Source organism: Embleya sp. NPDC059213 (assembly GCF_042754445.1).
Taxonomy (GTDB): domain Bacteria; phylum Actinomycetota; class Actinomycetes; order Streptomycetales; family Streptomycetaceae; genus Embleya.
Genome location: NZ_JBHZAV010000146.1, coordinates 1 through 22,871, shown reverse-complemented (window position 1 = coordinate 22,871; position 22,871 = coordinate 1). Strand labels below are relative to the sequence as shown.

At 71.7% G+C, this 22,871-nt stretch carries 19 protein-coding genes; 5 read left to right on the top strand and 14 right to left on the bottom strand.

Annotated elements, in window-relative coordinates; translation table 11 throughout:
* From ACFXMF_RS35995 to ACFXMF_RS35985, 3 genes are all read right to left on the bottom strand, one after another.
* A partial coding sequence (locus tag ACFXMF_RS35995; protein ID WP_380020980.1) for a putative quinol monooxygenase occupies positions 1 to 314 on the bottom strand: 314 nt, incomplete at its 3' end.
* 9 nt (positions 315 to 323) lie between these two features.
* On the bottom strand, positions 324 to 1,169 hold the full coding sequence (locus tag ACFXMF_RS35990) for an SMP-30/gluconolactonase/LRE family protein (protein ID WP_379992342.1): 846 nt from the start codon (positions 1,167 to 1,169) through the stop codon (positions 324 to 326).
* Positions 1,170 to 1,265: 96 nt separating this feature from the next.
* Positions 1,266 to 2,162 carry an alpha/beta hydrolase family protein gene (locus ACFXMF_RS35985; protein WP_379992343.1) on the bottom strand — a complete coding sequence of 299 codons (897 nt, stop codon included), beginning with the start codon at positions 2,160 to 2,162 and terminating at the stop codon, positions 1,266 to 1,268.
* On the opposite strand from ACFXMF_RS35985, the gene ACFXMF_RS35980 reads away from it, so the two are divergent.
* Positions 2,161 to 2,484 carry a hypothetical protein gene (locus tag ACFXMF_RS35980; protein WP_360322987.1) on the top strand — a complete coding sequence of 108 codons (324 nt, stop codon included), beginning with the start codon at positions 2,161 to 2,163 and terminating at the stop codon, positions 2,482 to 2,484. The two genes, ACFXMF_RS35985 and ACFXMF_RS35980, sit on opposite strands and share 2 nt — an antisense overlap.
* Before the next feature lie 108 nt (positions 2,485 to 2,592).
* Here the strand turns inward: ACFXMF_RS35980 and ACFXMF_RS35975 are convergent, their stop codons facing one another.
* The 7 genes from ACFXMF_RS35975 to ACFXMF_RS35945 form a co-directional block, all read right to left on the bottom strand.
* Positions 2,593 to 3,036, bottom strand: a complete 444-nt coding sequence (locus ACFXMF_RS35975) for a GNAT family N-acetyltransferase (protein ID WP_379992344.1) — start codon at positions 3,034 to 3,036, stop codon at positions 2,593 to 2,595.
* Between the two features lie 59 nt (positions 3,037 to 3,095).
* The gene (locus ACFXMF_RS35970) at positions 3,096 to 4,703 is read right to left on the bottom strand and encodes a glycoside hydrolase family 13 protein (RefSeq protein WP_379992345.1); all 1,608 of its coding nucleotides are present in this window, start codon (positions 4,701 to 4,703) and stop codon (positions 3,096 to 3,098) included.
* A gap of 107 nt (positions 4,704 to 4,810) precedes the next feature.
* Positions 4,811 to 5,662 (bottom strand): sugar ABC transporter permease, encoded by an 852-nt coding sequence (locus ACFXMF_RS35965; protein WP_379992346.1) that lies wholly within the window; start codon positions 5,660 to 5,662, stop codon positions 4,811 to 4,813.
* Complete coding sequence (locus tag ACFXMF_RS35960; RefSeq protein WP_380018004.1) at positions 5,659 to 7,275, bottom strand: ABC transporter permease subunit; 1,617 nt, start codon at positions 7,273 to 7,275, stop codon at positions 5,659 to 5,661. The genes ACFXMF_RS35965 and ACFXMF_RS35960 overlap by 4 nt, the downstream gene beginning before the upstream one ends.
* A gap of 23 nt (positions 7,276 to 7,298) precedes the next feature.
* Positions 7,299 to 8,558: an extracellular solute-binding protein gene (locus ACFXMF_RS35955; protein ID WP_379992723.1), complete on the bottom strand. Its 1,260-nt coding sequence runs from the start codon at positions 8,556 to 8,558 to the stop codon at positions 7,299 to 7,301.
* Positions 8,555 to 9,958: an alpha/beta hydrolase-fold protein gene (locus ACFXMF_RS35950; RefSeq protein ID WP_360322977.1), complete on the bottom strand. Its 1,404-nt coding sequence runs from the start codon at positions 9,956 to 9,958 to the stop codon at positions 8,555 to 8,557. The genes ACFXMF_RS35955 and ACFXMF_RS35950 overlap by 4 nt, the downstream gene beginning before the upstream one ends.
* A 59-nt stretch (positions 9,959 to 10,017) precedes the next feature.
* A complete protein-coding gene (locus ACFXMF_RS35945; protein WP_380020978.1) occupies positions 10,018 to 11,793 on the bottom strand; it encodes a glycoside hydrolase family 13 protein in 1,776 nt (591 codons plus the stop codon).
* Between the two features lie 226 nt (positions 11,794 to 12,019).
* Between ACFXMF_RS35945 and ACFXMF_RS35940 the strand changes: the two genes are divergently transcribed.
* Positions 12,020 to 13,036 carry a LacI family DNA-binding transcriptional regulator gene (locus tag ACFXMF_RS35940; RefSeq protein WP_360322973.1) on the top strand — a complete coding sequence of 339 codons (1,017 nt, stop codon included), beginning with the start codon at positions 12,020 to 12,022 and terminating at the stop codon, positions 13,034 to 13,036.
* Between the two features lie 67 nt (positions 13,037 to 13,103).
* Here ACFXMF_RS35940 and ACFXMF_RS35935 read toward each other — a convergent pair whose 3' ends face one another.
* The 3 genes from ACFXMF_RS35935 to ACFXMF_RS35925 form a co-directional block, all read right to left on the bottom strand.
* Positions 13,104 to 15,095 (bottom strand): GTP-binding protein, encoded by a 1,992-nt coding sequence (locus tag ACFXMF_RS35935; protein WP_379991990.1) that lies wholly within the window; start codon positions 15,093 to 15,095, stop codon positions 13,104 to 13,106.
* A 411-nt stretch (positions 15,096 to 15,506) separates the two neighbouring features.
* Positions 15,507 to 17,333: a hypothetical protein gene (locus ACFXMF_RS35930; protein WP_379991989.1), complete on the bottom strand. Its 1,827-nt coding sequence runs from the start codon at positions 17,331 to 17,333 to the stop codon at positions 15,507 to 15,509.
* Positions 17,334 to 17,337: 4 nt separating this feature from the next.
* Positions 17,338 to 18,408 carry a helix-turn-helix transcriptional regulator gene (locus ACFXMF_RS35925; protein ID WP_379991988.1) on the bottom strand — a complete coding sequence of 357 codons (1,071 nt, stop codon included), beginning with the start codon at positions 18,406 to 18,408 and terminating at the stop codon, positions 17,338 to 17,340.
* A 431-nt stretch (positions 18,409 to 18,839) separates the two neighbouring features.
* Here ACFXMF_RS35925 and ACFXMF_RS35920 point away from each other — a divergent pair, with 431 nt between their 5' ends.
* From ACFXMF_RS35920 to ACFXMF_RS35910, 3 genes are all read left to right on the top strand, one after another.
* Complete coding sequence (locus tag ACFXMF_RS35920; RefSeq protein ID WP_379991987.1) at positions 18,840 to 19,364, top strand: GNAT family N-acetyltransferase; 525 nt, start codon at positions 18,840 to 18,842, stop codon at positions 19,362 to 19,364.
* 210 nt (positions 19,365 to 19,574) lie between these two features.
* Positions 19,575 to 21,218 (top strand): GMC oxidoreductase, encoded by a 1,644-nt coding sequence (locus ACFXMF_RS35915; protein ID WP_360322963.1) that lies wholly within the window; start codon positions 19,575 to 19,577, stop codon positions 21,216 to 21,218.
* A 91-nt stretch (positions 21,219 to 21,309) separates the two neighbouring features.
* Positions 21,310 to 21,621, top strand: a complete 312-nt coding sequence (locus ACFXMF_RS35910; RefSeq protein WP_360322961.1) for an NIPSNAP family protein — start codon at positions 21,310 to 21,312, stop codon at positions 21,619 to 21,621.
* 7 nt (positions 21,622 to 21,628) lie between these two features.
* Here the strand turns inward: ACFXMF_RS35910 and ACFXMF_RS35905 are convergent, their stop codons facing one another.
* Entirely contained in the window at positions 21,629 to 22,720 is a 1,092-nt protein-coding gene (locus tag ACFXMF_RS35905; RefSeq protein ID WP_379991986.1) for a lanthionine synthetase LanC family protein, read from the bottom strand.
* Positions 22,721 to 22,871: the final 151 nt, after the last annotated feature.

Below are 22,871 nucleotides of genomic sequence, written 5' to 3'. Positions count from 1 at the left end.
TCATGGTGGAACAAAAGAACGACGAGTTCATCGAGCCCTCGCCCGAGGAGATCGTTCTCTTCACCTATGCGCAGCAGCGGACGGAAGCGTTCCAAGGCCGCCTTGAAGTGGTCCGAGTTCACGTGCGCCGCCGCCGCGTCGTCCCGGAACGCCTCGACCAGCACGTAGGTGCTCGGGTCCTCCAGACTGCGCGACCACTCGAACCACAGGTTGCCCGGTTCGCCCCGGGTGGCCTCGGTGAACGCCGCGGCCTGCTCGGGCCACCCGTCGGCGTGCTCGGGTTTCACCGGAAACTTCACCACGATGAAAATCATTGGGTAACTCTAGGTCATCGCGCCGGTCGCACAGGGGACCGCGACGAGTCGACCGGTATGCGGGTCCGCCGGCGGAGCGTCCAGGCCGCGCCACTCGGTGGCGACGACGAACAACGTCGTACCGTCGGCGCCGCCCAGCGCGCAGGAGAAACAACCCCGATCGAACTCGACCGTGCGCAGCACCTCGCCGCCCTCGCGAACCCGCACACAACACTTGTTGGGTACGTCCGCGTACCAGACGGCGCCCTCGGCATCGACGCAGATCCCGTCCGGAACCCCGTCGCCGAGGTCCGCCCACACCCGGCGCCGGGACAACCCGCCGTCGGGCGCGATGTCGAACGCGGTGAGCCGGTGGCCGTACGACTCGGCGACGATCAGCGTCGAGCCGTCCGGCGTCACCGCCATGCCGTTGGGAAAGACGACGTCCTCGGCCACCCGGCGCGCCGAGCCGTCCGTATCGATCAGCGCGACGAACCCGGGCCGGAACGCCTCGCCCGCCTGCATGTCGAACCCGATCGCGTTGACGTACACGTGGCCGCGTTCGTGCACCACGATCTCGTTGAAGCCGGTCCCGAGCGCGCGCAGATCCGCGTGGGTGACCAGCGATCCGTCCGCTTCGAGACGGACCACCCGTGCCTCACTGGACGAGACGATCAGCAGCCGCCCGTCCGGCAACCAGTCGATGCACATCGCCATCGACGGAAACGGCACCCCCACCACCACCTCGCCGACGCCCTCGGGGCCGATCGCGACGATCTCCCGGGCGCCCCAGTCGCAGAACCACACCCGATCCCGATGCCACCGCACCGACTCGCCGAAAGCGATGTTCTCCCGCAGGACGGTCCACTCGGCCATGAGCCACGACTCCTTCGTCGACCCCGAGACGGTCCACCGGCGAGGTCGACGGCGGATCCCTGCTCCCGTGTAATGGACCTGCGCATACCCGAAAACTCATCGCCGCCGGACCGAACCCAGGACCGGGCCCGGGCCGGGCCGGCCGCCGTGCACGAAGGCCACCTCCGGGAAGCCCGCGGCCGGCCCGTCGAAGAGCCCACTCGCCCGGCCGCGCAGGTGCAGATCGAAGAACGCCGTCGTATACGCCCTGGTGATCGCGGCGGCCCGATCACCACCCAGCGTGCCGTACTGCCACGCCGCGTCGTCGGGCGGCACCTGGTCGCGGATCCCGAAGCGGTCCACGATCCACGGCATGTCGCAGAACGTGTAATGGCCACCGCCGGGCACGTCGAGCCACCGCCGCCATCCGGTCAGCCGCTCCCACATCCGCTGCCAGTCGGCATGCTCCGGGCCGGCCGCGACCCGCTGCGCCCCCAGCAACAACACGGGACGGGCGATGCCCTCGGCGGGCGGCTCGGTCCAGAAGTTGCCGTCCAGGTCGATCGCGGCGTCGACCCGGCGATCCGTGCGCAACGCCTCGACCGCCGCCGCGCCACCCATCGAGTGGCCGGCCACCCCGATCCGGTCGCGATCGACGAACAGCCCCGTGCCGGGTCCGGTCAGCCGGTCGACGACGTAGCGGATGTCGGCGGCGCGGGTGCGCACCACCAGCGCGTCGTCCGGAATCGTGTCGCAGATCCGACAACGCTCGATCCGGCCGCCCGGAAACTCCACCGGCGCCTCGTAGGTGTGGTCCACCGCGGCCACCACGTATCCGCGCGAGGCCAACTCCTCGGCCAACGCGGTCAACGAGGTGCGGCTGCCGCCGAATCCCGGGGACAACACCACCAGTGGCGCGGGTACCGGCCGGGGCAGCGCGTACGCCGCAGCATGCGTGCGCACGCCGGCCGACAACGCGGAGCCGAACACCACGCGCGACAGCTCGGGTGACATGTACGGCGCCCGGGCGCCGCTCGACCCGAGCGACGGATACCACAGCGAGACCATCAGCTCCCGGGCCCGCGCCGCCGGATTCCACGGATCGGATCGCGAACGATCCACCATCCACACCGACGTCGTGCCGATCGCCGAGGCCCCCGAAGGCGCCGGCACCTCGACCGGGACGGGCAACGACCGCGGCACATGGGCCGAGGCCGACGGCGCGACCGACCACGCCGACAACACGGCGAGCACGAGCGCCGCGCACATCACAAGCCGCGAGACCCGCGCCCCGATCACCGGCCGTACCGAATTCCCGACATGGGCAGCACGGTAGGAAGCCGGCCGCCGCCGAACATCACCCCCGGGGCCGATGACGCGCGAACCACATCCCGGCACAATGGACGGCCGCTTCGCGCTCTCGCACCGGGCGGGCCGGCACCGCTCAGGCCAGCCGCTTGGCGAAGATGTACTCGGTGCTGCCCGGCGGGTAGTCCGGCACGGTGCCGACGAGTTCGTAGCCCTGTTTCCGGTAGAACCCGGGGGCCTGGAACTCCCAGGTCTCCAGGCGCACATGACGGCAATCGCGCTCGGTCAGCGCGATCTTCTCGGCCCGCTCCAGGAGTTCGGCACCGAGCCCGGTGCCGCGCCGGGTCGGGTCGACCCACAGCAGGTCCACATGCAACCAGTAGGCCCAGGTGTATCCGGCCAGGCCGCCGACGATCGTGCCTTCGTCGTCCAGCGCGAACAGGTGCAGCGCCACCTCGTCCTCGGCATCGGTGCCCCGAAGCCTCGCCAGGTGCGGCGATGCCGCCACGTTGTCGGCACCGAGCCGCTGCGCAAGCCAGGCCCGGCGATCCGCGTCCACGTTCGCTTCGAACTGCACCACACACCCACCCTAGCCGGACGCCGACCCCCGCAGGGAGCCGACGCCCGTCCGGGTCGCGCTCAGCCGCCGTCCACCGTGTACCAGACCGCCGCGTCGCCGGGCAGCACGCCGTCTCCCGGCAGGTCCGCGCCGGCCAGCAGGACCGCGCCGTACTCCGGCAGGCGCACCGGCTCCGCCCGCAGGTTGACCGCGCACACCAGCGACTCGCCGCGGCGGAAGACCAGGGTGCCCGCAGGCGCGTCGAGCCAGCGCAGTGGCGCACCGTCACCCAGTTCCGGATGCGTGCGCCGGATCGCCAACGCGGCCCGGTACAGCGACAACATCGACGTCGGATCGTCCCACTGCGCCTCGACGCTCAGCTCGCGCCACTCGCGCGGCTGCGGCAGCCACGGCGCGGCACCGCCCGGCGCGCCGAATCCGTACGGCGCCCGCTCGCCCGACCACGGCAGCGGTACCCGGCAGCCGTCCCTGCCGCGTTCGGTGTGCCCGGAGCGCTCCCAGCGCGGATCCTGGAGCACGTCGTCGGGCAGGTCCAGCACCTCGGGCAGGCCCAACTCCTCACCCTGGTAGACGTAGACCGAGCCGGGCAGCGCGAGCGTGCACAGCGCGGCGGCCCGCGCCCGCCGCACCCCGATCGCACCGCCGCCGTAGCGCGTCACGTGCCGGTGCACGTCGTGGTTGGACAACACCCACGTCGCGGGCGCACCCACCTCGGCCGCTCCGGCGAGCGAGGCGTCGATCACCTCGCGCAGTGCATCGGCGGACCAATCGGTGCCCAGGTAATGGAAGTTGAACGCCTGGTGCAACTCGTCCGGGCGCACATACCGCGCGGTGCGTTCCGGGCCGGGCGTCCATGCCTCCGCGACGGCGATCCGGGCGCCGGGATACCCGTCGAGGATGCGCCGCCACGCGCGGTAGATCTCGTGCACCCCCTCCTGGTCGAAGAACGGGAGTTCGGCGCTGCCCAGCAGTTCGATACCCGCGCCGGTGCCGATGTCCGGCAACCCGGGCGCCTTGACCAGGCCGTGCGCCACGTCGACCCGGAACCCGTCCACGCCCAGATCCAGCCAAAAGCGCAGGATGTCCTCGAACTCGGCCCGGACCTCCGGGTGTTCCCAGTTCAGGTCCGGTTGCTCCGGGGCGAACAGGTGCAGATACCAGTCGCCGTCCGGCAGCCGGGTCCAGGCTCGCCCGCCGAACACCGACTCCCAGTCGTTGGGCGGCAGTTCGCCGTCCGCGCCACGGCCGGCGCGGAAGTGGTAGCGCTCCCGGGCGGCCGAGCCGGGACCGGCCGCCAACGCCTCGACGAACCACGCGTGCGCCTCGGAGGTGTGATTGGGCACCACGTCGACGATCACCCGCAGATCGTGTGCGTGTGCGTCGCGCACCAGTGCGTCGGCGTCCTGCAACGTCCCGAACAGCGGGTCCACGGCCCGGTAGTCGGACACGTCGTAGCCGTGGTCGGCCTGCGGGGACGCGTAGAACGGGGTGAGCCACACCGCGTCCACCCCCAGCTCGCTCAGATAACGCAACCGGCTGCGCACCCCGAGCAGGTCGCCGATCCCGTCACCGTTGCCGTCCGCGAAGCTGCGCACGTACACCTGATAGATCACCGAATCGCGCCACCATCCGGTGGTCGTACGGGAGTTCGTGGTCGAGACAGTCATCGATGAGCATCCTTGACGGGATCGGAGAGCGAGACGCGAACAGGAACGGGAACGGGAACGAGAACGGGACGAATACGGAAACCGGGCCCACCCGGCGCAACCGGACTTCAGCTCTTCACCGCCCCCGCGGTCAGGCCGCCCACGATGAACCGCTGGAGGAACTGGAACAACACCAGCACCGGCACCGCAGCGATCAGCACCCCGGCAGCGAACACACCCCAGTTCCGGCCCACTCCGTAGGAGATGAAGTGGTACAGCCCGACCGCCAGGGTCTGCTTGTCCGGGTCGTTCAGCACCAGGCTCGCGATCACGAAGTCGTTGAGCGTCGCGACGAAGGACAGCAGCGCCACCACCGCCAACACCGGCGCCACCAGCGGCAACACGATCCGGAAGAACACCTGCGCGTGGGAGGCGCCGTCGATCCGCGCGGCCTCGTCCAGGTCGCGTGGCACGGTGTCGAAGAACCCCTTCATCAGGTAGGTGTTCACCCCCAGCGCGCCGCCCAGGTAGATCATCACCAGGCCCAGCCGGCTGCCCAGCCCGATCGCCGGGAACACGTCGTCGAACGTGGACAGCAGCAGGAACAACGCCACGTAGGCGAGTAGTTGCGGGAACATCTGGACCAGGAGCAGGGTGGTCAGCCCGGCCTTTCGGCCGCGGAATCGAAACCGGGAGAACGCGTAGCCCGCACACGCGCCCAGGAACACCGACCCGATCGCGGTGGCCAGGCCGACCACCATCGAGTTGACGAACCACTTGCCGAACGGATGCAGTGGGTCGTCGAACAACTCCCGGTAGTGGGTCCCGGTGGCGTCCGCGAACAGCTCGTTGGAGCCGGTCAGCGTGCCGCTCGGGTTCAACGACGCGGACAACACGAACACCAGCGGGTAGACCGCGACCAGCACCGCGAGCACGCCGATCAGGTGCCGCCAGCCGATCCGGACGAACCAGCGGATCATGTCTGCTCCTCGAACGCGCGGCTGCGACGCAGGCCGATGACGGAGATCGCGGCGACCACCACGAAGATCAGGATCGAGACGGCGCAGGCCATGCCGTACTGGCGGTTGCTGCCGCCGAAGGCGAGCTTGTACACGAGCGAGATCAGCAGGTCGGTCGAGCCGACCTCGATCGGGGCGTCGGGATCCTTGGGGCCACCGCCGGTGAGCATGTAGATGACGTTGAAGTTGTTGAAGTTGAAGGCGAAGGTGGCGATCAACATCGGGGTGACGGCGGTGAGCAGCAGTGGCAGCCTGATGTGCCGCAACACCTGCCATCGCCCGGCACCGTCGATCCGGGCCGCCTCGGTGACCTCGGCCGGGATCGCCTGGAGCGCGCCGGTGCAGATCAGGAACATGTACGGGAAGGAAATCCACACGTTGACCGCGAGCACGCTCAGCCGGGCGAGCCAGGGATCGGTGAGCCAGGGGATGTGCGCGCCGTCGAGCAACGAGACGTTGACGTAGCCGTAGTCGGTGTTGAGCATGCCCTGCCAGACCAGTGCGGCCAGGAACGCCGGGAAGGCGTAGGGCAGCATGATCAACGAGCGGTAGATCCGGTGCCCGCGCAGGCGTTTCCCGTTCAGCACGGTCGCCAGCAGCAGGCCGATCCCGAACGGCAGCGCGACCGAGACGCCGGCGAAGAAGAACGTCCACACCAGCACGCCCAGGAACGGCCCGCGGATGTCCTCCTCCGTCAGGATGCGTCGGAAGTTGTCCGCGCCGACGAAGACCTTCCAGCCCGGACTGAGTCGGCTGCCGTCCGGCGCCGCGAACACGCCGTCCGAGGTGGGCCGGTAGACGACCCCGCGAACCCGGTCGGTGATCGTGTCCGCGGCGCGGTCGTAGGCGAGTGTGGATCGGTAGGCGGCGGCGCTGATCCCGTCCGCGGTGCGCAGGCTGCCGCTGTTCGGGTCGCCGGTCACCGGCACCCGCAGGGCGCTGATCTCCTGCTGCCGGCCCGCGATTTGGCTGTAGGTCAGCGGCCGCCAGCCGGGCGCGGCCACCGCGCGGCCGGCCGGGTCGCGCACGGGTTGTTCGACCGGCTCCAGCGGGTGGCCCGGCCAACCCAACCGCACGCTGCGATCGGGCCCGGTCACCAGCAGGCCGAGCCGATCGCCGCGCGCGACGACCGAGGCGGGCCGCACCGGCGAGTCGGGGACGCGGGTCTCGCTGTGCGCGAGGATCGCCGCGACCGCGTCGGGCTTGTCGCTGTTGTGTCCGTCGCCGTAGTTGGTGAAAGCCGCGACGCCGGTGTACAGCACCACGTAGACCTGGTAGACGAGCAGCAGCGCGATGCCGGGCGCGAGGTACTTGGCCGGCACGTGCCGTTTGGTGGCGTAGACGATGTTCACCGCGACCGTGCCCACGAGCAGGGCGCCGAACATCCACCACGAACGATCCGCGGCCAGGGCGAGCAGCCCGTAGACCGCGAGGGCGTCGACGACGGCGAGCAGAACGATCCGGGCGGCGAGGCCGCCGAGGCCGCGGCGGCGGGCCGAGGCGGGCCGGCCTTCGGCCGGGGGCCGCCGACCGGGTGGGGCGTGCGGCGGCCGGGTGGGCAGGGTGTGGGTCACGGTCTCTCCTCGTCCGCTCCGCGTCAGCCGGCGGCGATCTTGGCGCGGATTCGGCCGGCCATCGCGGTGGTCAGCTCCGCCGGGTCGCCGCGGCCCTGGACGATGGCCAGTTGGGTCAGGCCCCAGTCGGCCCAGACGCTGTCCATCGCGGGCAGGTTCGGGGTCGGCACCCCGGCCTGCGCGGCGCGGGCGAAGCCGGCCACCACCGGGTCGTTCGCGACCTGGTCCAGTACCGCGGTGGTCGCCGGGACCCGGCCGCCGGTGTCGTACAGGGCGCGCTGGGCCTGCGGGGTGGACAGGTAGTTCAGGACGAAGTCCTGGGCCAGGATCGGGTTGGCCGACTTGGCGCCGACGAAGAAGCCCTGCACGCCGACGAACGGTCGGGCCGGGGCGGTGTCCGCGCCGGGCACCGGGTCCACCGCGAACGGGACGTGTGCGGCCTTGAAGGTGGCCGCGTCCCACGGGCCGGCGAGCAGGAACGGGGTCCGGCCCTTGAGGAACGCGTCGGTGGCGATGTCGGCGGTGAGCGAGGTGGAGAGCACGCCGTCCTTGCCCAGTTCGCGCAGCCAGGGGGCGAAGCGCAGGCAATCGGGGCTGTCCAGTTCGAGCTTGGTCGGGTCGTAGGCGCCGTCCGGCTTGTTGCCGAAGACCCGACAGCCGAACGAGGTCTGCAACGGGTAGAGGTGGTACGGCGATCCGCTCTTGGCGTCGACCGGCACCGCGACCGGCAGCTTGGCCTTGCCCTCCTCGACCAGGCGGCGCCCGGTGGCGAGCAGTTCCGCGAACGAGGCGGGGGCCTGCGGCGCCAGTTCGGTGTTGCGCAGCAGCGCGATGCTGTCCAGCGCGTAGGGCAGCCCGTAGGTCCGACCCTCGTAGCGCATCGCCTCCAGCGCGACCGGGGAGAACGCCGCGGCGCGGTCGCCGAGTTCGAGCGGCGCCAGGACGCCGTTGTGGACGAGCTTGCCCAGCCAGTCGTGCGGGCCGACCACGACGTCGGGGCCCTGGCCGGTCGGGGCCTGCGACACGAAATCGTCGCGGATCTCGCCCAGTCCCTTCTGGACGACCTTGACCTTGACGCCCTTGTCCCGGGTGAACGCGGCGGCGATGTCCTGGAGCGGCTTGGCCCGGGCGTCGTCGGCCCAGACGGTGAGCGATCCGGTGGCCGCGGCCGGGCCGGACGCGGCGGGCGCGGCGTTCTTGTCGCCGCCGTCGCCGCCACCACCACAGGCGGTGGCGAGCAGCGTCGCGGCGAGTACGGCCGGCAGCAACAGGCGTGATCTCACTGGGTTTCCTCCTCGGATGTGCGCGCGTCGTCGGCCGGGGCCGTGGCGAGGGCCGGTGCCTGCTCGGCGTTCGGGTCGCTCCAGGCCGGTACGTGCAGCCGGATGTGCCGGTCGCCGTCGTGATGGAACGGGTCGCGGATGGTGCTGCCGTCCTCGTGCAGGCCGTCGCAGCGCCAGCCGCGCCCGACCGCGCCGTTGAGTCCCACCCCGCGCGGCAGTCGCCAACTGCCGTGATAGCGACCGGCGGCCACTCGGGTGGTGACCAGGCCGGAGTAGTACACGGTCTCCTCGGCGGGCAGGTCGGCCGCGGTGGTCAAGGTGACCTCAAGGAGCGCGTCCGCGCCGCCCTCGACCACCTCGATCGTGCCGTGCGCGGCGTGTCCCTCGACCGTCGCGGCGAGTTCGACCACACCGGGCCGGACCGGCGCCACCCGGGCCGATCCCAGCGCACGCAGCGCGTCGGCCGGTGTCCAGGTCGGCTCGACGCCGAGCACCGAGTAGACACAACCGTCGGCGCGCACGCCCACCGGCGCCACGCTCGCCTGCGGCTGCCCGGTGGCGAGCACGATCCGCTCGGGCAACCGCAGTCGCCGCAACGGCGATTCGGCGTCGCCGAACAGGTGCAAAAGCGCGCTGCCGACCCGCTCGGCCCACGCGCTCTCGTGGTGCGGCGCCTGCGGATCCTCGTGGAAGCGCACCTCGCGGTCCGGCGCGTAGCCGAGGTCGGTGATCAGGTGGTCCACCAGGTCGCGGGTGTGCCGGACGGTGATCAGGCCCTCCATGCCGCCGATGTCCGCCCAGATCCGGGCCGGCCCGCGGGCCTGCTGCCGCCGGTAGACCGGCGTCTCGGCGAGCGTGACCGGATCGACGAAGACCAGGAACGGCGAGAGCACCCCGGCCAGCCCGAACACGTCCGGGCGACGGAAGGCCAGGTGGTAGCTGACCAGGGCGCCCATCGAGGAGCCGAGCACGGCGGTCGCGGCCGGATCCTCGGTGACCGCGTAGCGGGCCGCGATCAGCGGGCGCAACTCCTCGATCAGGAACCGCTCGTACAACTCGCCGCGGGCCGACGCGCGCGGGTCGCGCGGGTAGGGCACGTGGTGGCTGTACTCGGCCCCGCGCGAGTCGCGGCCGTTGTCCACGGCCACCGCCACCAGCGGCGGCAGCAGGCCGGCGCCGATCAGCCGGTCCAGCGTCTCCTCGACCCGCCAACTGGGTTCCCGGCCGGTGCGGGCGAACACGTGTTGTCCGTCGTGCAGCCACACCACCGGGTAGGGGCCCGCGAGCGGGTCGTAGCCGGCCGGGAGGTACACGTGTACGTCGCGGGTGTTGTCCAGGTGCGTCGAGCGCACGTCGGTCAGCGTCTCGATCACGCCGGTTTCGGCCGCGGTCGCGGTCATCGTCGGGTGCTCTCCCGTCTCGGTGCCAGATGCCGGGGTGCCGGCGGGGGTTGCTCGGGTCACGGCTGCTCCGCCCGCCAGACGTGGAACGCGGGCCCGTCGCCGGGCAGCGGTTCGCCCGCGCGCAGGTCGGGGCCGCCGGTCAGGCTGCGTGCCGTCACCGGCGCAGCGATCGGGGTGTGTCCCGCGCGATTGACCTGGATCAGCAGCGTCTCCTCCGGCAACCACCGCTCGTACAACACGGTGTCGGCGGCACAGTGCAACCAGCGCAGCCCGCCCGTGCGCAGCGCGGGATGCGCGTTGCGCAGGGCGATCAGGTCGCGATAGGTGCGATACGTGTCCCGGTCCCAGCGGTCGCGGTCCCAGGGGAAGGGCCGCCGGCCGTCCTCCAGGTGCACGCCCTCCACCCCGACCTCGTCGCCGGCGAACACCATCGGCAGCCCGGGCAACGTGAACATCAGGGCGGCGCCCAGGTGTTGGCGGTCGCGGCCGGCCATCGACCGGAACCGCTGGGTGTCGTGCGAGTCGAGCAGGGTCAGGTTGTGGGTGTACGAGCGCCACGGCAGCAGCGCGGCGAAGTCCCGCATGACGGCTGCCAGTTCGGCGCCGCCGTAGCCGGGGATCGGACCGGGCACGCCCCAGAACTCGGTGAGCGGCGCGTCGGCGAGCCAGCCCCAGACCGGGCGGGTGAAGCCGGAGTAGGCCATCGTGCCCTGCCAGCCGTCGCCGCGCAGTGCGGCGGACGCGTCGTGCTGGTGCTCGGCGAGCAGCAACGCGTCCGGCGCGGCGGCGGCCAGGGTGGCTCGGGTCGCCCGGGCCACCTCGGCGTTGCGGTCCTGGGTGCCGTACCGGCCGGCGGACTGCGCGACGTCGATCCGCCAGCCGTCCAGGCCGACGTCGCGGGGGTAGCGGGCGACCACCGAGTCGGGCCCCTCGTACAGCCGGGTCCGCAGTTCGGCCGAGGCGTGGTCGAACTTGGGCAGCGTGTCGACCCCGCAGAACGACGCGTAGCGGCTGCGGTCGTCGGCGTCGAAGTAGTAGAAGTCCGCCTCGACCGAGTCCGGTTCGGTCTGACCGCGGCGGAACCACTCGTGTCCGTCCCCGGAGTGATTGAGCGTCAGGTCGCCGATCACCCGCATCCCGCGCCGGTGCGCCTCGGCGGTCAGCGCGCGCAGCGCCTGGTCGCCGCCGAGCAACGGGTCGACCCGGTCGAAGGTGGTCGCGTCGTAGCGGTGGTTGGAGCGGGCCGGGAAGAACGGCGTGAGGTAGAGGACGTTCGCGCCCAGTGCCCGGATGTGGTCGAGCCGGTCCAGAACTCCCCACAGGTCGCCGCCGTACATCTGTTGCAGGGCGCCCTCGCTGCCCCAGCCCACCGGGTCCTGCCATGCCGCGGGCCGGGCCCAGTCCGGCATGGCCGCGTCGCTTTGCCGGGCGGAGCGGGCGAAGCGGTCGGGGAAGATCTGGTAGACCACCGCGTCGGCCGCCCAGGCGGGCGGCGCGGGGTGGGTGGTGAGCGTGAAGTCGCCGGTGTCGGGCACGTCGCGGGTGGCGACGCCGGCGGCGGTGAGCCAGCGGTTGCCCTCGGGAGTGCCCAGCAGGAAGCGGTAGCCGAACTCGGTGCTGCCGACCTCGACGCCGACCCGCCACCAGGTCTCGTCACCGACCACCCGGTCCACCGTCGCCTCGGTGAACACCGGTTCCCCGTCCAGCTTGGTCCGCACGTGTACGCGCCCGGTGCCGGCCGCGGTGCGGGTGCGGACGAAGAGCTCCACCTGGTCGCCGGGCTGCGGCGACGGGTTGCTCACGTAGCCCGGCGAACCGTCGTGATGTGCCACTGTGTTACATGGTGTTTCCGGTGGGTGCATGGTGTTTGCGACTCCGAAACATGCCGTTCATCAGGTCGAATGCCGAGGAGCGTAAAAGCAATCCGCGAACGACTGCAACACTCTGCAACATGTTTCAAAGATTTTGTTGCAGCGGCGAAACGCGTTTCGATACCCTGAGCGCGCCGCCAGAGGCTTCGGGGAGAGGCCCCGACACAGAGGGGGAGGTGACTGTCGCGTGACACCGGAGCGACCTTCGGTCCGTAGGATCGCCGACCGGATCGGGGTGAGCGCGGCGACCGTGAGCCGGGTGCTCAACGACAAACCCGGGGTCGCCGAACACACCCGCACCCGGGTCCTGGACGCCATCCGCGAGCAGGGCATGGTCGCCCCCGCCCCGGCCGGCCAACCGTTCGTGGGCATCGTCGTCCCGGAATTGGAGAACCCCGCCTTCGCGCTGCTCGCCGGCGCGATCGAGGCGCGGCTGAGCCAGTACGGCGTCACCGCCCTGATCGGCAGCTCGACCAAGCACGGGCCCACCGAGTTGGACTACATCGAAACGCTGTTACGGCGTGGCATCGAGGGGCTCGTCCTGGTCTCCGGGCGGCACGCCAACCCCGAGGCCGACCACGGCTTCTACTGGCACCTGCACCGCAAACACGTGGCGATGGTCCTGGTCAACGGCGGTGTACCGGGCCTGCCGGTATCCACCGTCACCACCGACGAGGCGGCCGGCGCCGCGATGGCGGTGGCCCACCTGCACAGCCTCGGACACACCCGGATCGCGCTGGCGGGCGGCGAGGAGTTCTATCGCCCGTCCCGGCATCGACTCGCCGGCTACCGTGCGGCGATGAAGGCCGCCTTCGGCGGTTGCGACGACGCGCTGTACGTCGAATCCACCTACTCGATCACCGGCGGCCAGGCCGCGGCGCGCCGACTCCTGGACGCCGGCGCGACCGCGATCGTCACCGGCAGCGACCTGATGGCGCTGGGCGTGATCTCGGCCGTGCGCGAGGCCGGCCGCCGGGTGCCGCAGGACATCTCGGTGGTCGGCTACGACGACTCCTACCTGGCCGCACACAGCGATCCACCGCTGACCACGGTGCAACAGCCGATCGAACAGATGTCCACCGCCATCGCCACCGCCATGTGGCAACAACTCCAGGGCTACCACACCCCGCACGTCGACCACCGGTTCGCGCCGCGCCTGATCGCCCGCTCCTCCACCGGCCCCGCCGAGCCGGACCGGCCCTGACCCGAGGCGGCGACACCCACCGGCACCCCGCCCCGACCGGGATCACCGGTCGGGGCGGTGCCGTCTCTCACGTGCCCCGGACCCGGCCCAGGGTGTGCAGCAGGTAGTGGGCGTTGTCGTAGGGGTTGGCGCCGGTGTGCGGCCGGGTCGGGAGCGGGTGTCCGGTGAAGGGGCGGTGCCCGTCGAACTCGCTGACCAGCACCCCCTCGCCGCTGGTCGACTCCGGAAGCCGTCGGGTGACCCCGTGCACCTCGGCCGCCGGGATCGTGCCCCGCAGCAGGCACCGGTCACCCCGGGGCACCTGCTCCTCGGGGACGGCCCGCGCACCCGTCAGCAGCGCGACCACCGCCCCCACACTCGCCGCGGGCGCCTCCAGTTCGAACCGGTGGATCGGCTCGAACACCCTGGTCCCGGCCTGCTTGAGCGCGTCGCCGAGCACCAACGGCGTCACGTTGCGGAAGTCGCCCGCCGCACTGAGCGGGCTCGCGTAGCCGGTCCGGGTCAGCGTCACCGCGCAATCCAACACCTCCCAGCCGTGCACACCCTGCCGCAGCGTGCCGTGCACGCTCTCCTCGATCGCCCGGTGGAAGGCGAGCGGCAACCCGCCGAGCCGGACACCCAGCCGAAAGACGATCCCGGCCCCGGGCGCCGCCGGCTCGATCCGCAGACCCACGGTCGCCCAGAAGAAGTTCACCCCGTCACCGGCGATCTCGCGCACCGCCTCGCCCACCCCGACCGGCTTCTCGAAGTACAGCGGACGCGACGGCGCGAAGGCGACCCGAAGGCCGAACGTGTCGGCCAACGTCGCGCCGATCACCTCCTTCTGCACCTCGCCGTACAGGCGCACCGAGATCGCCCCGGTCTCCTCGTCCGCACGCACGTCGATCATCGGATCCTGCTCGGCGATGCGTTGCAACGCGGCGTACAGCGCGGGCCGTTGCCGGGGGCTCTCCGGCATCACCCGCGACTCCAGGGTGGGCGGGGCGAACAGACCCCGGGTGGGCAGCCCGTCGGCGGATCCCAGTTGGTCGCCCACCCGCACCTCGGCCAGACCACGAACCTTGGCGATCGTTCCCGCGATCGCGTCCGCGTCGCGCAGCCGGGTGCCCTCGTCGAACACCTGGACCGCGGAGGTTCGTCCGGTCAGTTCGATCACCGCGCCGCCGTGGTCGCGACGGTGCAGGGTGACCTCCGCACGTGGGCGAAGGGTGCCGCTTCGGGTCCGGACGTACGCGATCTTCTCCCCCGCGCGACCGCGCTCGATCTTGAGCACCACACCCCGCAACGGCTGCTCGGCCGCCTCCGGGCCGACCCGGGGCAGCAGTTCGGCAATGCCCCGGACCAGATGCTCGACGCCCTCCCCGGTGATCGCCGAGCCGAAGAACACCGGGTACGCCCAAGCGTGTTCGACATGGCGCGCCAACTCGCGCCGGTAGTCGGCCTCGGTGAGGATGACCCGGTCGTCGAGATAGGAATCCACGAACGCGTCGCCGTGGTCGGCGAAGGTCTCCGCGAGCCGGGCGGTGAAGCCCTCGTCGCTGCCGGTGAACGGCAACCAGCGGGCGCCCGGAGTGCCGAGGTCGTCGACCGAGCCCATCGCGACGCAGTTCGGGCCCAGTTCGGCGGCGATCGCGTCGAGTACCTCGGCATACCGCGCACCGCGGCGATCGATCTTGTTGACGAACACCAGAACGGGAATGCGCAACCGGGCAAGTGAGCGGATCAGTACGCGCGTTCGGGCTTGCACACCCTCGACCGCGGACACCACGAGCACCGCGCCGTCGAGCACCCGCAGCGCCCGCTCGACCTCGGCGACGAAGTCGGAGTGGCCCGGCGTGTCGATCACGTTGACCCGAAGGTCCCCGATCCGAAACGCCACCACGGCGGACTGGATGGTGATCCCGCGCCTGCGTTCGAGTTCCAGTGAATCGGTCTGGGTACTGCCGGCGTCGACGCTGCCGATCCGGGTGATCACACCCGCGTCGAACAGCAGACGCTCGGTCAGGCTGGTCTTGCCGGCGTCAACATGCGCGACGATCCCGATATTCAAGTGGTTCATGACGGCCAGTGGCTCCCGCGGCGGCGTTGATGGGACGAACTCCGTTGAGACCGCTGGTCTTTCGGCGCATGATTCGCTGCCTTTCCACGTCGATTCGTCCCATGCAATGCGCTCCGACCCTAACACCGCCCCCGGCCGCCCCCGGATTCCCGCTCGGGGCCCGGCGCGGCGTCCCACCGGCCGTCACCACACCCGGCCCCGCGCGCCCGCGCGCCGCGCACAACACGCGCACCGCATCGCGAAACCACTCCCGCGCCACCCGCCGCTGCGTGCCGCGCTCCCGGCCCCGCTGTCACCGCCGCTGCGTGCTCGGTACCGCCCTCCGCTCCTCCACGCGTCCCATGTCCCGTTGCAGCTCGCGTCACAGATCCCGTTGCAGCTCGCGTTGCACGTATGCTCCGACCTGCACTGTTACTCGGAAAACAGACTCTCCGAGCGGCCCGAAGCCGCAGCGGCGGCGGTGGCCAGAAGTTGCGGCAGGGTGCCGACGAAATCGGGCAACATGCGCGCCGCCACCGCCCAGGCCTCCGGGTCGGCACCAAGCGTGCGGCCGATGTGCTCGGCGACGACCTCGCGCGCCGCGCGCGCTTCGTCGGGGAGGAGCACGGCCAGGACGTCGACCGTTTCGAGCAGGCGGCCCGCGGGGTGGAAACGTTCGACCATGTCCCGGATGTCGAGCCGCCGGTCCGCCAACACGTCGACGAACCACGGCAGCAGGGTCGGCGTTTTCCAGGCGTGGGGCATCGGGTGGTCGAGCGCGAGGAAGGCGTGTCGCGGCGAGCGGCCGGCCAGGCGCAAGGCGAGGTACGGATCGGATCGACAGGCGGGCAGGCTCAGTTCCTCGGGGCAGTCCGGGTGCATGGCCAGGTGTGCCAGGGTCGCGGCCGGCAACGGCTCCCGGTCGTGCGCCGCGACCGCCGCGGGCCACAACTGCGGCGCCGGGTGACGCACGGCGAGCGTCGGCGCCTGGCGCATCGCGGCGACCAGTTCGTCCGGCCGCTCGTGGCGCGCCACTTCGGCCCGCAACCGCTCCGGCCCCCGCGGGTCGATCGCGATCGAGCGCGCGAACCGCGCGATCTCGCCGTCCGCACCGAGCCGGTACAGCAGATGCGGATCCGCCAGCGCCGACGGCCCGCGCGCCTCACAGATGCCGAGCAGCGCGCGCAGCACCCCGGCGACGCCCAGTTCCGTGTGATGGAGCCCGAGGGCGCGACGGATCAGCTCCGGGTGGTGTCCGAACACCGCCTCGGCACACCCGTCGCGCACGATCGGCGCCGGCCGCTCCCGGCTCCCGGCGGGCAGCGGCACCCGTCGCGGAGCGTCCCGCCGGGTGGCCCGGAAGATCGCGTCGCGGGTTCGCCGGTCGGCGCCGGCCTCCAGCAACGCGGCGTTGACACCCGAGTGATGCAGCGCCAGGAACTCCGGAGCCCGCGCCGGGCACGTATCCAACCGGTCGGGCAGGTCCTCGGCCCGAATCACGCCCGTGCGCAGCAGCGGGCCGATGACACTCGGGCCCAACCTCTCGCGCGCGGCCAGGAATTCGTGGATCAGGCCGACCGGGAGCATCGCGATCACGCGGGCGGCCACCGGCGCGGGGACCCGACTCAGCAGACCCAGCGGGGTCAGCACCGTCGGGCCGGCCGCGGGCCGACTCCCGCTCCCGGTGGACCACACCCCGCGCTGCGGAACGCCGGCCCAGGAGGCGTTCGTGGCGTCCGTACACAGTCGACCGAAGGTGTACGGATGGCCCGGTGCCCGGTCGATCAACCACTGCCAGGCGATCGGTTCGTCGCCGGGCAGTAGGCCCGCCGCCTCGTCCAGCACCCGCTCCACGGGCCCGTTGCGCCGGCCGCCGGCCCAGGACGTCCAGCACGCCACGGTGCGCACCGCCGCCCATCCGGGGGTGCCCTCCAGGGCCACCTGACGGAGCGTCACCACTCGGTGCGCCAAGGCCGCACCGAGCGCCAGGCAGGTGGTCTCGGCAAGGGGGACCACGACCAGCGCGAGCAGGGCCGCACGGGGGCAGTCCGCCCGCACGACCAACTCCGCGCGCACGGCGTCGGCGAGCGGATTCCGGCGGTGCTCGCGCACGACCGTGTCCCAGTCGACGGCCGGGAGCCGGGCCGGGGGCACCTCGACCCGCCCGAGTCGGTTCCGCACCCGGGCCGCGAGCCCGTCGTCGGCATACCCGAACAACGATTCCTCGGCGACCGGGTCGGCGCCGTCCCCGTTCCCCATCCGCTCACCCCATGGACTGATCACCGAGCACGATCCGCGCGATCAACGCGCGTCGGCTGCTCACCCCGACCTTGGTGAAGATCGCCTTGAGATGATCCTGGACGGTGTACGGCGTCATGGCCAGGGCCCGGGCGATCTCCTTGGTGTCGTTGCCGCGGATCGCCCGCAGCGCCACCTCCTGCTCCCGGCCGGTCAGCCCGTACGCGGCCAGATACAGCGGCATCGTCTCGGCCGGGGACGCCGGCGAGGCGACCACCGCGACGTGGCCGTCGGCGAGGCCCTCCAGCAGCGCGGCGTGCAGCACGAACCAGCGCCCGTCCCGGGTCCGCACCCGCGCCTTGGCCTGCGAGGTCGGCACCCCCGACGCGGCCAGCCTGGCGTGTTCGGAGACCATCGCGAACGCGGTCGGCACCGCGAGCACGGGCAGCGCGTCGTCGGCGAGATCGGCGAGCAGGCCCTGCCCCCGCTCGTCGGCCGCGACCAGGCTGTTCCCGGGGCCGAGCACGATCGTCGCGGGGGCCTGATCGGCGGCCGGCGACCATGGACTCCCGCGGTGGCAGGTGCGCAGCGCGTTGCCGATGTGCCGGGCCGCGACGTCCGCCAGGTCGCGTTGTCGGCCCAGGTACAGGCCGCGGTCGGGCGCCCGCATGAACGCCGCGCACCCCCACATGCCGCCCTGGGTGTCGAACACGGTCCGCATCTCGTCCCCGAAGCCGGCCGGTGAGATCTGTTCCCGAAATCGCAGACTGCGCTCGGGCCGGCCGCGGGTCGCGCGACCGATGGTCTCCGCCCGGAACCCGCTGCGCCGGATCTTGGTGAAGGTGGCCACGTCGTCGTGCCACACCTCGAACCGCACCGCGTCGTGGAAGCCCTCCAGGCTGAGGTCGTCGCTTTGTACCGAGGTGACCAGACCGGTCGCCGGATCGGCGGTGTGCCAGCAGACCGCGTCGAACTCCAGCACCTCGCGCAACAGTTCGTCGCACCGCCGGAAGATCTCCGCCGCCTCCAGGCCCGCCCCGGCCAGTTCGCGCAGTCCTTCGATCGCTCGCTGTGCGCTCGCGCCGCGTAATGCCATGGCGCGAACGTAACACGCAGAGAGCAAGCCGGTCCGTAGCGCGATCATCGTTGCTTCGTTGTCGACCGCTTCCCGAAAACCTCCCAGAAATCTGGGATTTCCCCGAACCCGTCGACATCGCGAGGATGACCGGGACGCGTTCCGTGGCGCCGTGATCGACCGGCAGCTTCCCCCGGGGCGTCGGACCGCCCTGTGGATCCCCGCCCCGGACCGGGATCCGCAGGGCCGCTCCACCCCGTAGCCGCGCCGCCTCGCCGTCGGGGAAGGCCCGTCGGGCCCCTCGCCGGAACCGGCCCGCTGCTGCGACGATCCTGGGGCGCCGGGCATCCGCGCGGCGTACGGTCGCGCCCGGTCGGCCGCATCCGGCGACCGGGCCGAGGGGCTGGAGGTCCGGCATCACCGGGAATCACGACATCGACACATCACGTCACGTGCACATCCGCACCGTGGACACCACCGCGCTCCCGATCGTGCTGGGCATGCTCGATCGCGCGGTGACCTGGCTGGTCGCCCACGGCCGCGAGGGCCAATGGGGCACCGAGCCGTGGTCCACCCGTCCCGAGGCGGTGCAACGCGTGGAGACGACCCTGCACGGCGGACACATCCGGCTGGCCGAGATCGGCGGCGAGCCCGCCGGCGTCTGCGTCGCCTCGGACACACCCTCTCCCTACATCCCCGCGGTCGACGAACCCGAGTGGTTCGTCAACCTCCTGGTCACCGATCGCCGTTTCGCCGGCGCGGGGGTGGGCGCCGCCCTGATCGAGGACGTACGCCGCGAAGCGGCCGAGCGGAAGGCCGAGTTGGTCCGGGTCGACTGCTACGCGGGCGGCGACGGCGCTCTGGTCCGGCAGTACCGGGCACTGGGCTTCACTCCCGTCACCACGTTCCTCGTGGAGCGCCCCGGACAGCCGCCCTGGCCCGGCCAGTTGCTGGAGTGGCGACCGAACTCCCGGTAGCCACAGGGGATCGTCGACGCGCCCGCGCCCGCGGCCGACCGGCAACGAGGCGGATGTTTCGAGGTCGCTTCGGTGACCGCACATCCACGCTCCGCGACGCGGGCGCAACTACCCATCTCCAATAGCAAGTTACTCGCGAGTATGCCGTGACTTGTTGCGCATTCACGCCTAGAACTTGTTCTCACTCCGTCCCAGAGTGAGGAACGTCACATGAGCGCTTCCCCCATGCGCAGCAACGATTCCAACGGTTTCTCGCGCCGCACATTCATCGCTGGAACAGGTTCCATCCTGGGCGTCGCGGCCGTAGCCGGTCGCGCCGCCGCGGCCCCGTCGACGGCGGGTGCCGCGGCCGCCTCGATCCCCGCCGGGGCGCACGTACCGGCCCTGGTGATCGGCACCGGGTACGGCGGCTCCGTCGCGGCGCTTCGGCTGGCCCAGGCCGGCGTCGACGTACACATGATCGAGATGGGCATGTCCTGGGACACCCCCGGCCCGGACGGCAAGATCTTCGCCAACACCACCTCCCCCGACGCCCGTTCCTTCTGGCTGCGCACCAAGACCAAGCAGCCGCTGAGCAACTTCCTCGGTTTCCCGATCGACCGGGACATCCCCAAGTACACCGGCATCCTGGACGCCGAGGAATTCGCCGGCATCACGGTCTACCAGGGCCGAGGGGTCGGCGGCGGCTCACTGGTCAACGGCGGCATGGCGGTCACTCCCAAACGGGAGAACTTCGGCGCCATCCTCCCCTCGGTGAACGCCGACGAGATGTACAACACCTACTATCCGCGCGCCAACGCCGGCCTCGGCGCGGCCACCATCGATCCGGCCTGGTTCGAGAACACCGCGTGTTACCAGTACGCCCGGGTCGGTCGCAAACACGCCCAGCGCGCCGGCTTCCCGTTCGTCTTCGTGCCCACCGTGTACGACTGGGACTACATGAAGCAGGAGGCGGCCGGCGCCGTCCCCAAGTCCGCCCTGGCCGGCGAGATCCTCTACGGCAACAACTACGGCAAGAGGTCGCTGCAGAAGACCTACCTCGCCCGCATCAAGGAGACCGGCCGGGTCACCATCTCCGCGCTGCACAAGGTCACTTCGGTCACCCCCGCGGCCGGCGGCGGCTACACCGTGACGATCGACCAGATCGACACCACCGGCGCCACCACACTCACCAAGACCGTCACCGCCGACAAGGTCTTCTTCGCCGCCGGCAGCGTCGGCACCAGCAAACTGCTGGTCAAGCTCAAGGCCACCGGCGCACTGCCCAACCTCAACGCCGAGATCGGGCAGGGCTGGGGCGACAACGGCAACGTGATGTGCGGGCGCGCCAACCACATGTGGGATGCCACCGGTGCACTCCAGGCGTCCATCCCCACCGGCGGCATCGACAACTGGAACGCCGGCGGCGCGTTCGCCGAGGTCGCCCCGCTGCCCACCGGCATCGAGACGTACGCCTCGTTCTACCTGTCGATCACCAAGAACCCCAACCGCGCCCGGTTCTCCTGGAACGCCGCGACCGGCAAGGTCGAACTGAACTGGCAGGCCGCCTGGAAGCAGCCGTCGATCGACATGGCCAAGACCATCTTCGACAAGATCAACGCGAAGGAGGGGACGATCTACCGGACCGACCTCTTCGGCGCGTACAAGATCTGGGGCGACCACCTCACCTACCACCCGCTCGGCGGCGCCGTATTGACCAAGGCCACCGACAACTACGGCCGCCTGTACGGCTATTCCGGCCTGTACGTGATCGACGGCGCGCTGATCCCGGGCAACACCAGCGTCAACCCGTTCGTCACCATCACCGCTCTGGCCGAACGCAACATCGAGAAGATCATCGCCACCGACCTGTGACACCGCCCGGATCGGGTCGCCGGCCCCACCCCGGGTCGGCGACCCACCGGCCGTGCTCGCACCGGCGGACCCTCTCCTGCATCATGTGGGCGTGATCACCATTCATCTGAAGTACGAGATCGACGCCGACAAGCTGGCCGACTTCGAGGAATACGGTCGCCGCTGGGTCGGCCTGGTCAACCGGTTCGGCGGCACGCACCACGGCTACTTCCTGCCCAGCGAGGGCGACAGCGACATCGCGTACGCGCTCTTCTCCTTCCCCAGCTTCGCCACGTACGAGCAATACCGCATCGACAGCGCCACCGATGCCGACTGCCGAGCGGCCATCCGACTGGCCCGCGACACCGGCTGCATCAAGCGCTACGAACGCCGCTTCCTGCGCCCCCTCGACGACGGCTCCTGAACACGCCCTAGGCGAGAAGCAACGCCCGATCCCACCGGGGCGGGGTCGCGGTGGTGGCCGCGAGCAGCGCGAGGATCACCCCGGCCGCGCCGTCCAGCAGACCCGGGCCCGCGTCGCCCGGTGTCGGGTGCCGCACGAGCAGTTCCTCGGTCAACCGCGTGGCGGCGGCACCCCACCTCGGATCGCCCGTGTCGTGCGCGAAGCGCACGGTGACCTGGAGCAGCCCGGCGAGGCCGTGACACAACCCCGGCGCCCGGTCGACCAGCCGCTGCCGGTCCGGCCGGGCCAGGACCGCCGCCAGCGCGTCGACCGCCAGGGCGCGCGTCGCCTCGTCGTCCAGGGCATCGCCGGCCAACCACAGTGCCCGCGCGATGCCGGGCGCACCCGCGCACCAGGAGCCGTGTGCGGCCCGGGAGTCTGCCCCGGCCCGCCAGTTCGGCCCCCACGCGTCGTCCTGCCGGTACTCGCCGAGCAGCGCGATCAGGCGCTCGATCGCGGCGCGTTGCCCGTTCACCCGCAGACCCGCGGCAAAGGCCAGCGACAGCAGGGCCAGTGGACCGGCGACGCCGTGCGCCAGGCCCGACCGGGTCCACACCCCCGGCTCCGCGGACCGGCACAACACCGCGAGTCCCGCGCGCAGCGCCGCCCCGGCGGCCGGGTCGGCGGCGCGACCCAGCAGGTTCGTACAGGTCCCGGTGAGGCCGGAGATCAGGTCGAGTTCGGGACCGGCGCGCGGATCGTCGACCCGGGGTGCGATCGCCGTCGCCCGCGCCGGCCGCTCGGGTTCGAGCACCCACGCGGCGAACACCGGGCCGCCCAGGCCGCCGAACAGACCCGGAGCGGTGACCTGCGGCCGATCGGCGCCCGCCTCGGCCGCCGCCAACCAGCTCTCGGCCATCGCCCGCCAGCCCGCGCCGGGCCGGCAACGATCCAGCTGCTCGCACACCACCGCCAACCCGGCACCCCCGCCGCCCAGATCGTGCCGCACGCGTCGCGGCGTGGCCCGCGGCCGGCCGGCCAGCAGCGCGACCCGCTCCAGCGCGGCCACCACGATCGGCCCGGACACCACCGGCGCCCACCCCTGGGACTCGCTCGACACGATCCCCACCCGCCGTCCGCTCGTGCCGAAGGACCGCCGGACGTGGGCTGGGGGGGGGGGGGGCCCCCCCCCGCCCCCCCCCCCCCCCCCACCCGGGCCGCGCCCCCCCCCACCACCCCCGCCCCCCAAGAGCGAGGGGGTGTGGGGAGGA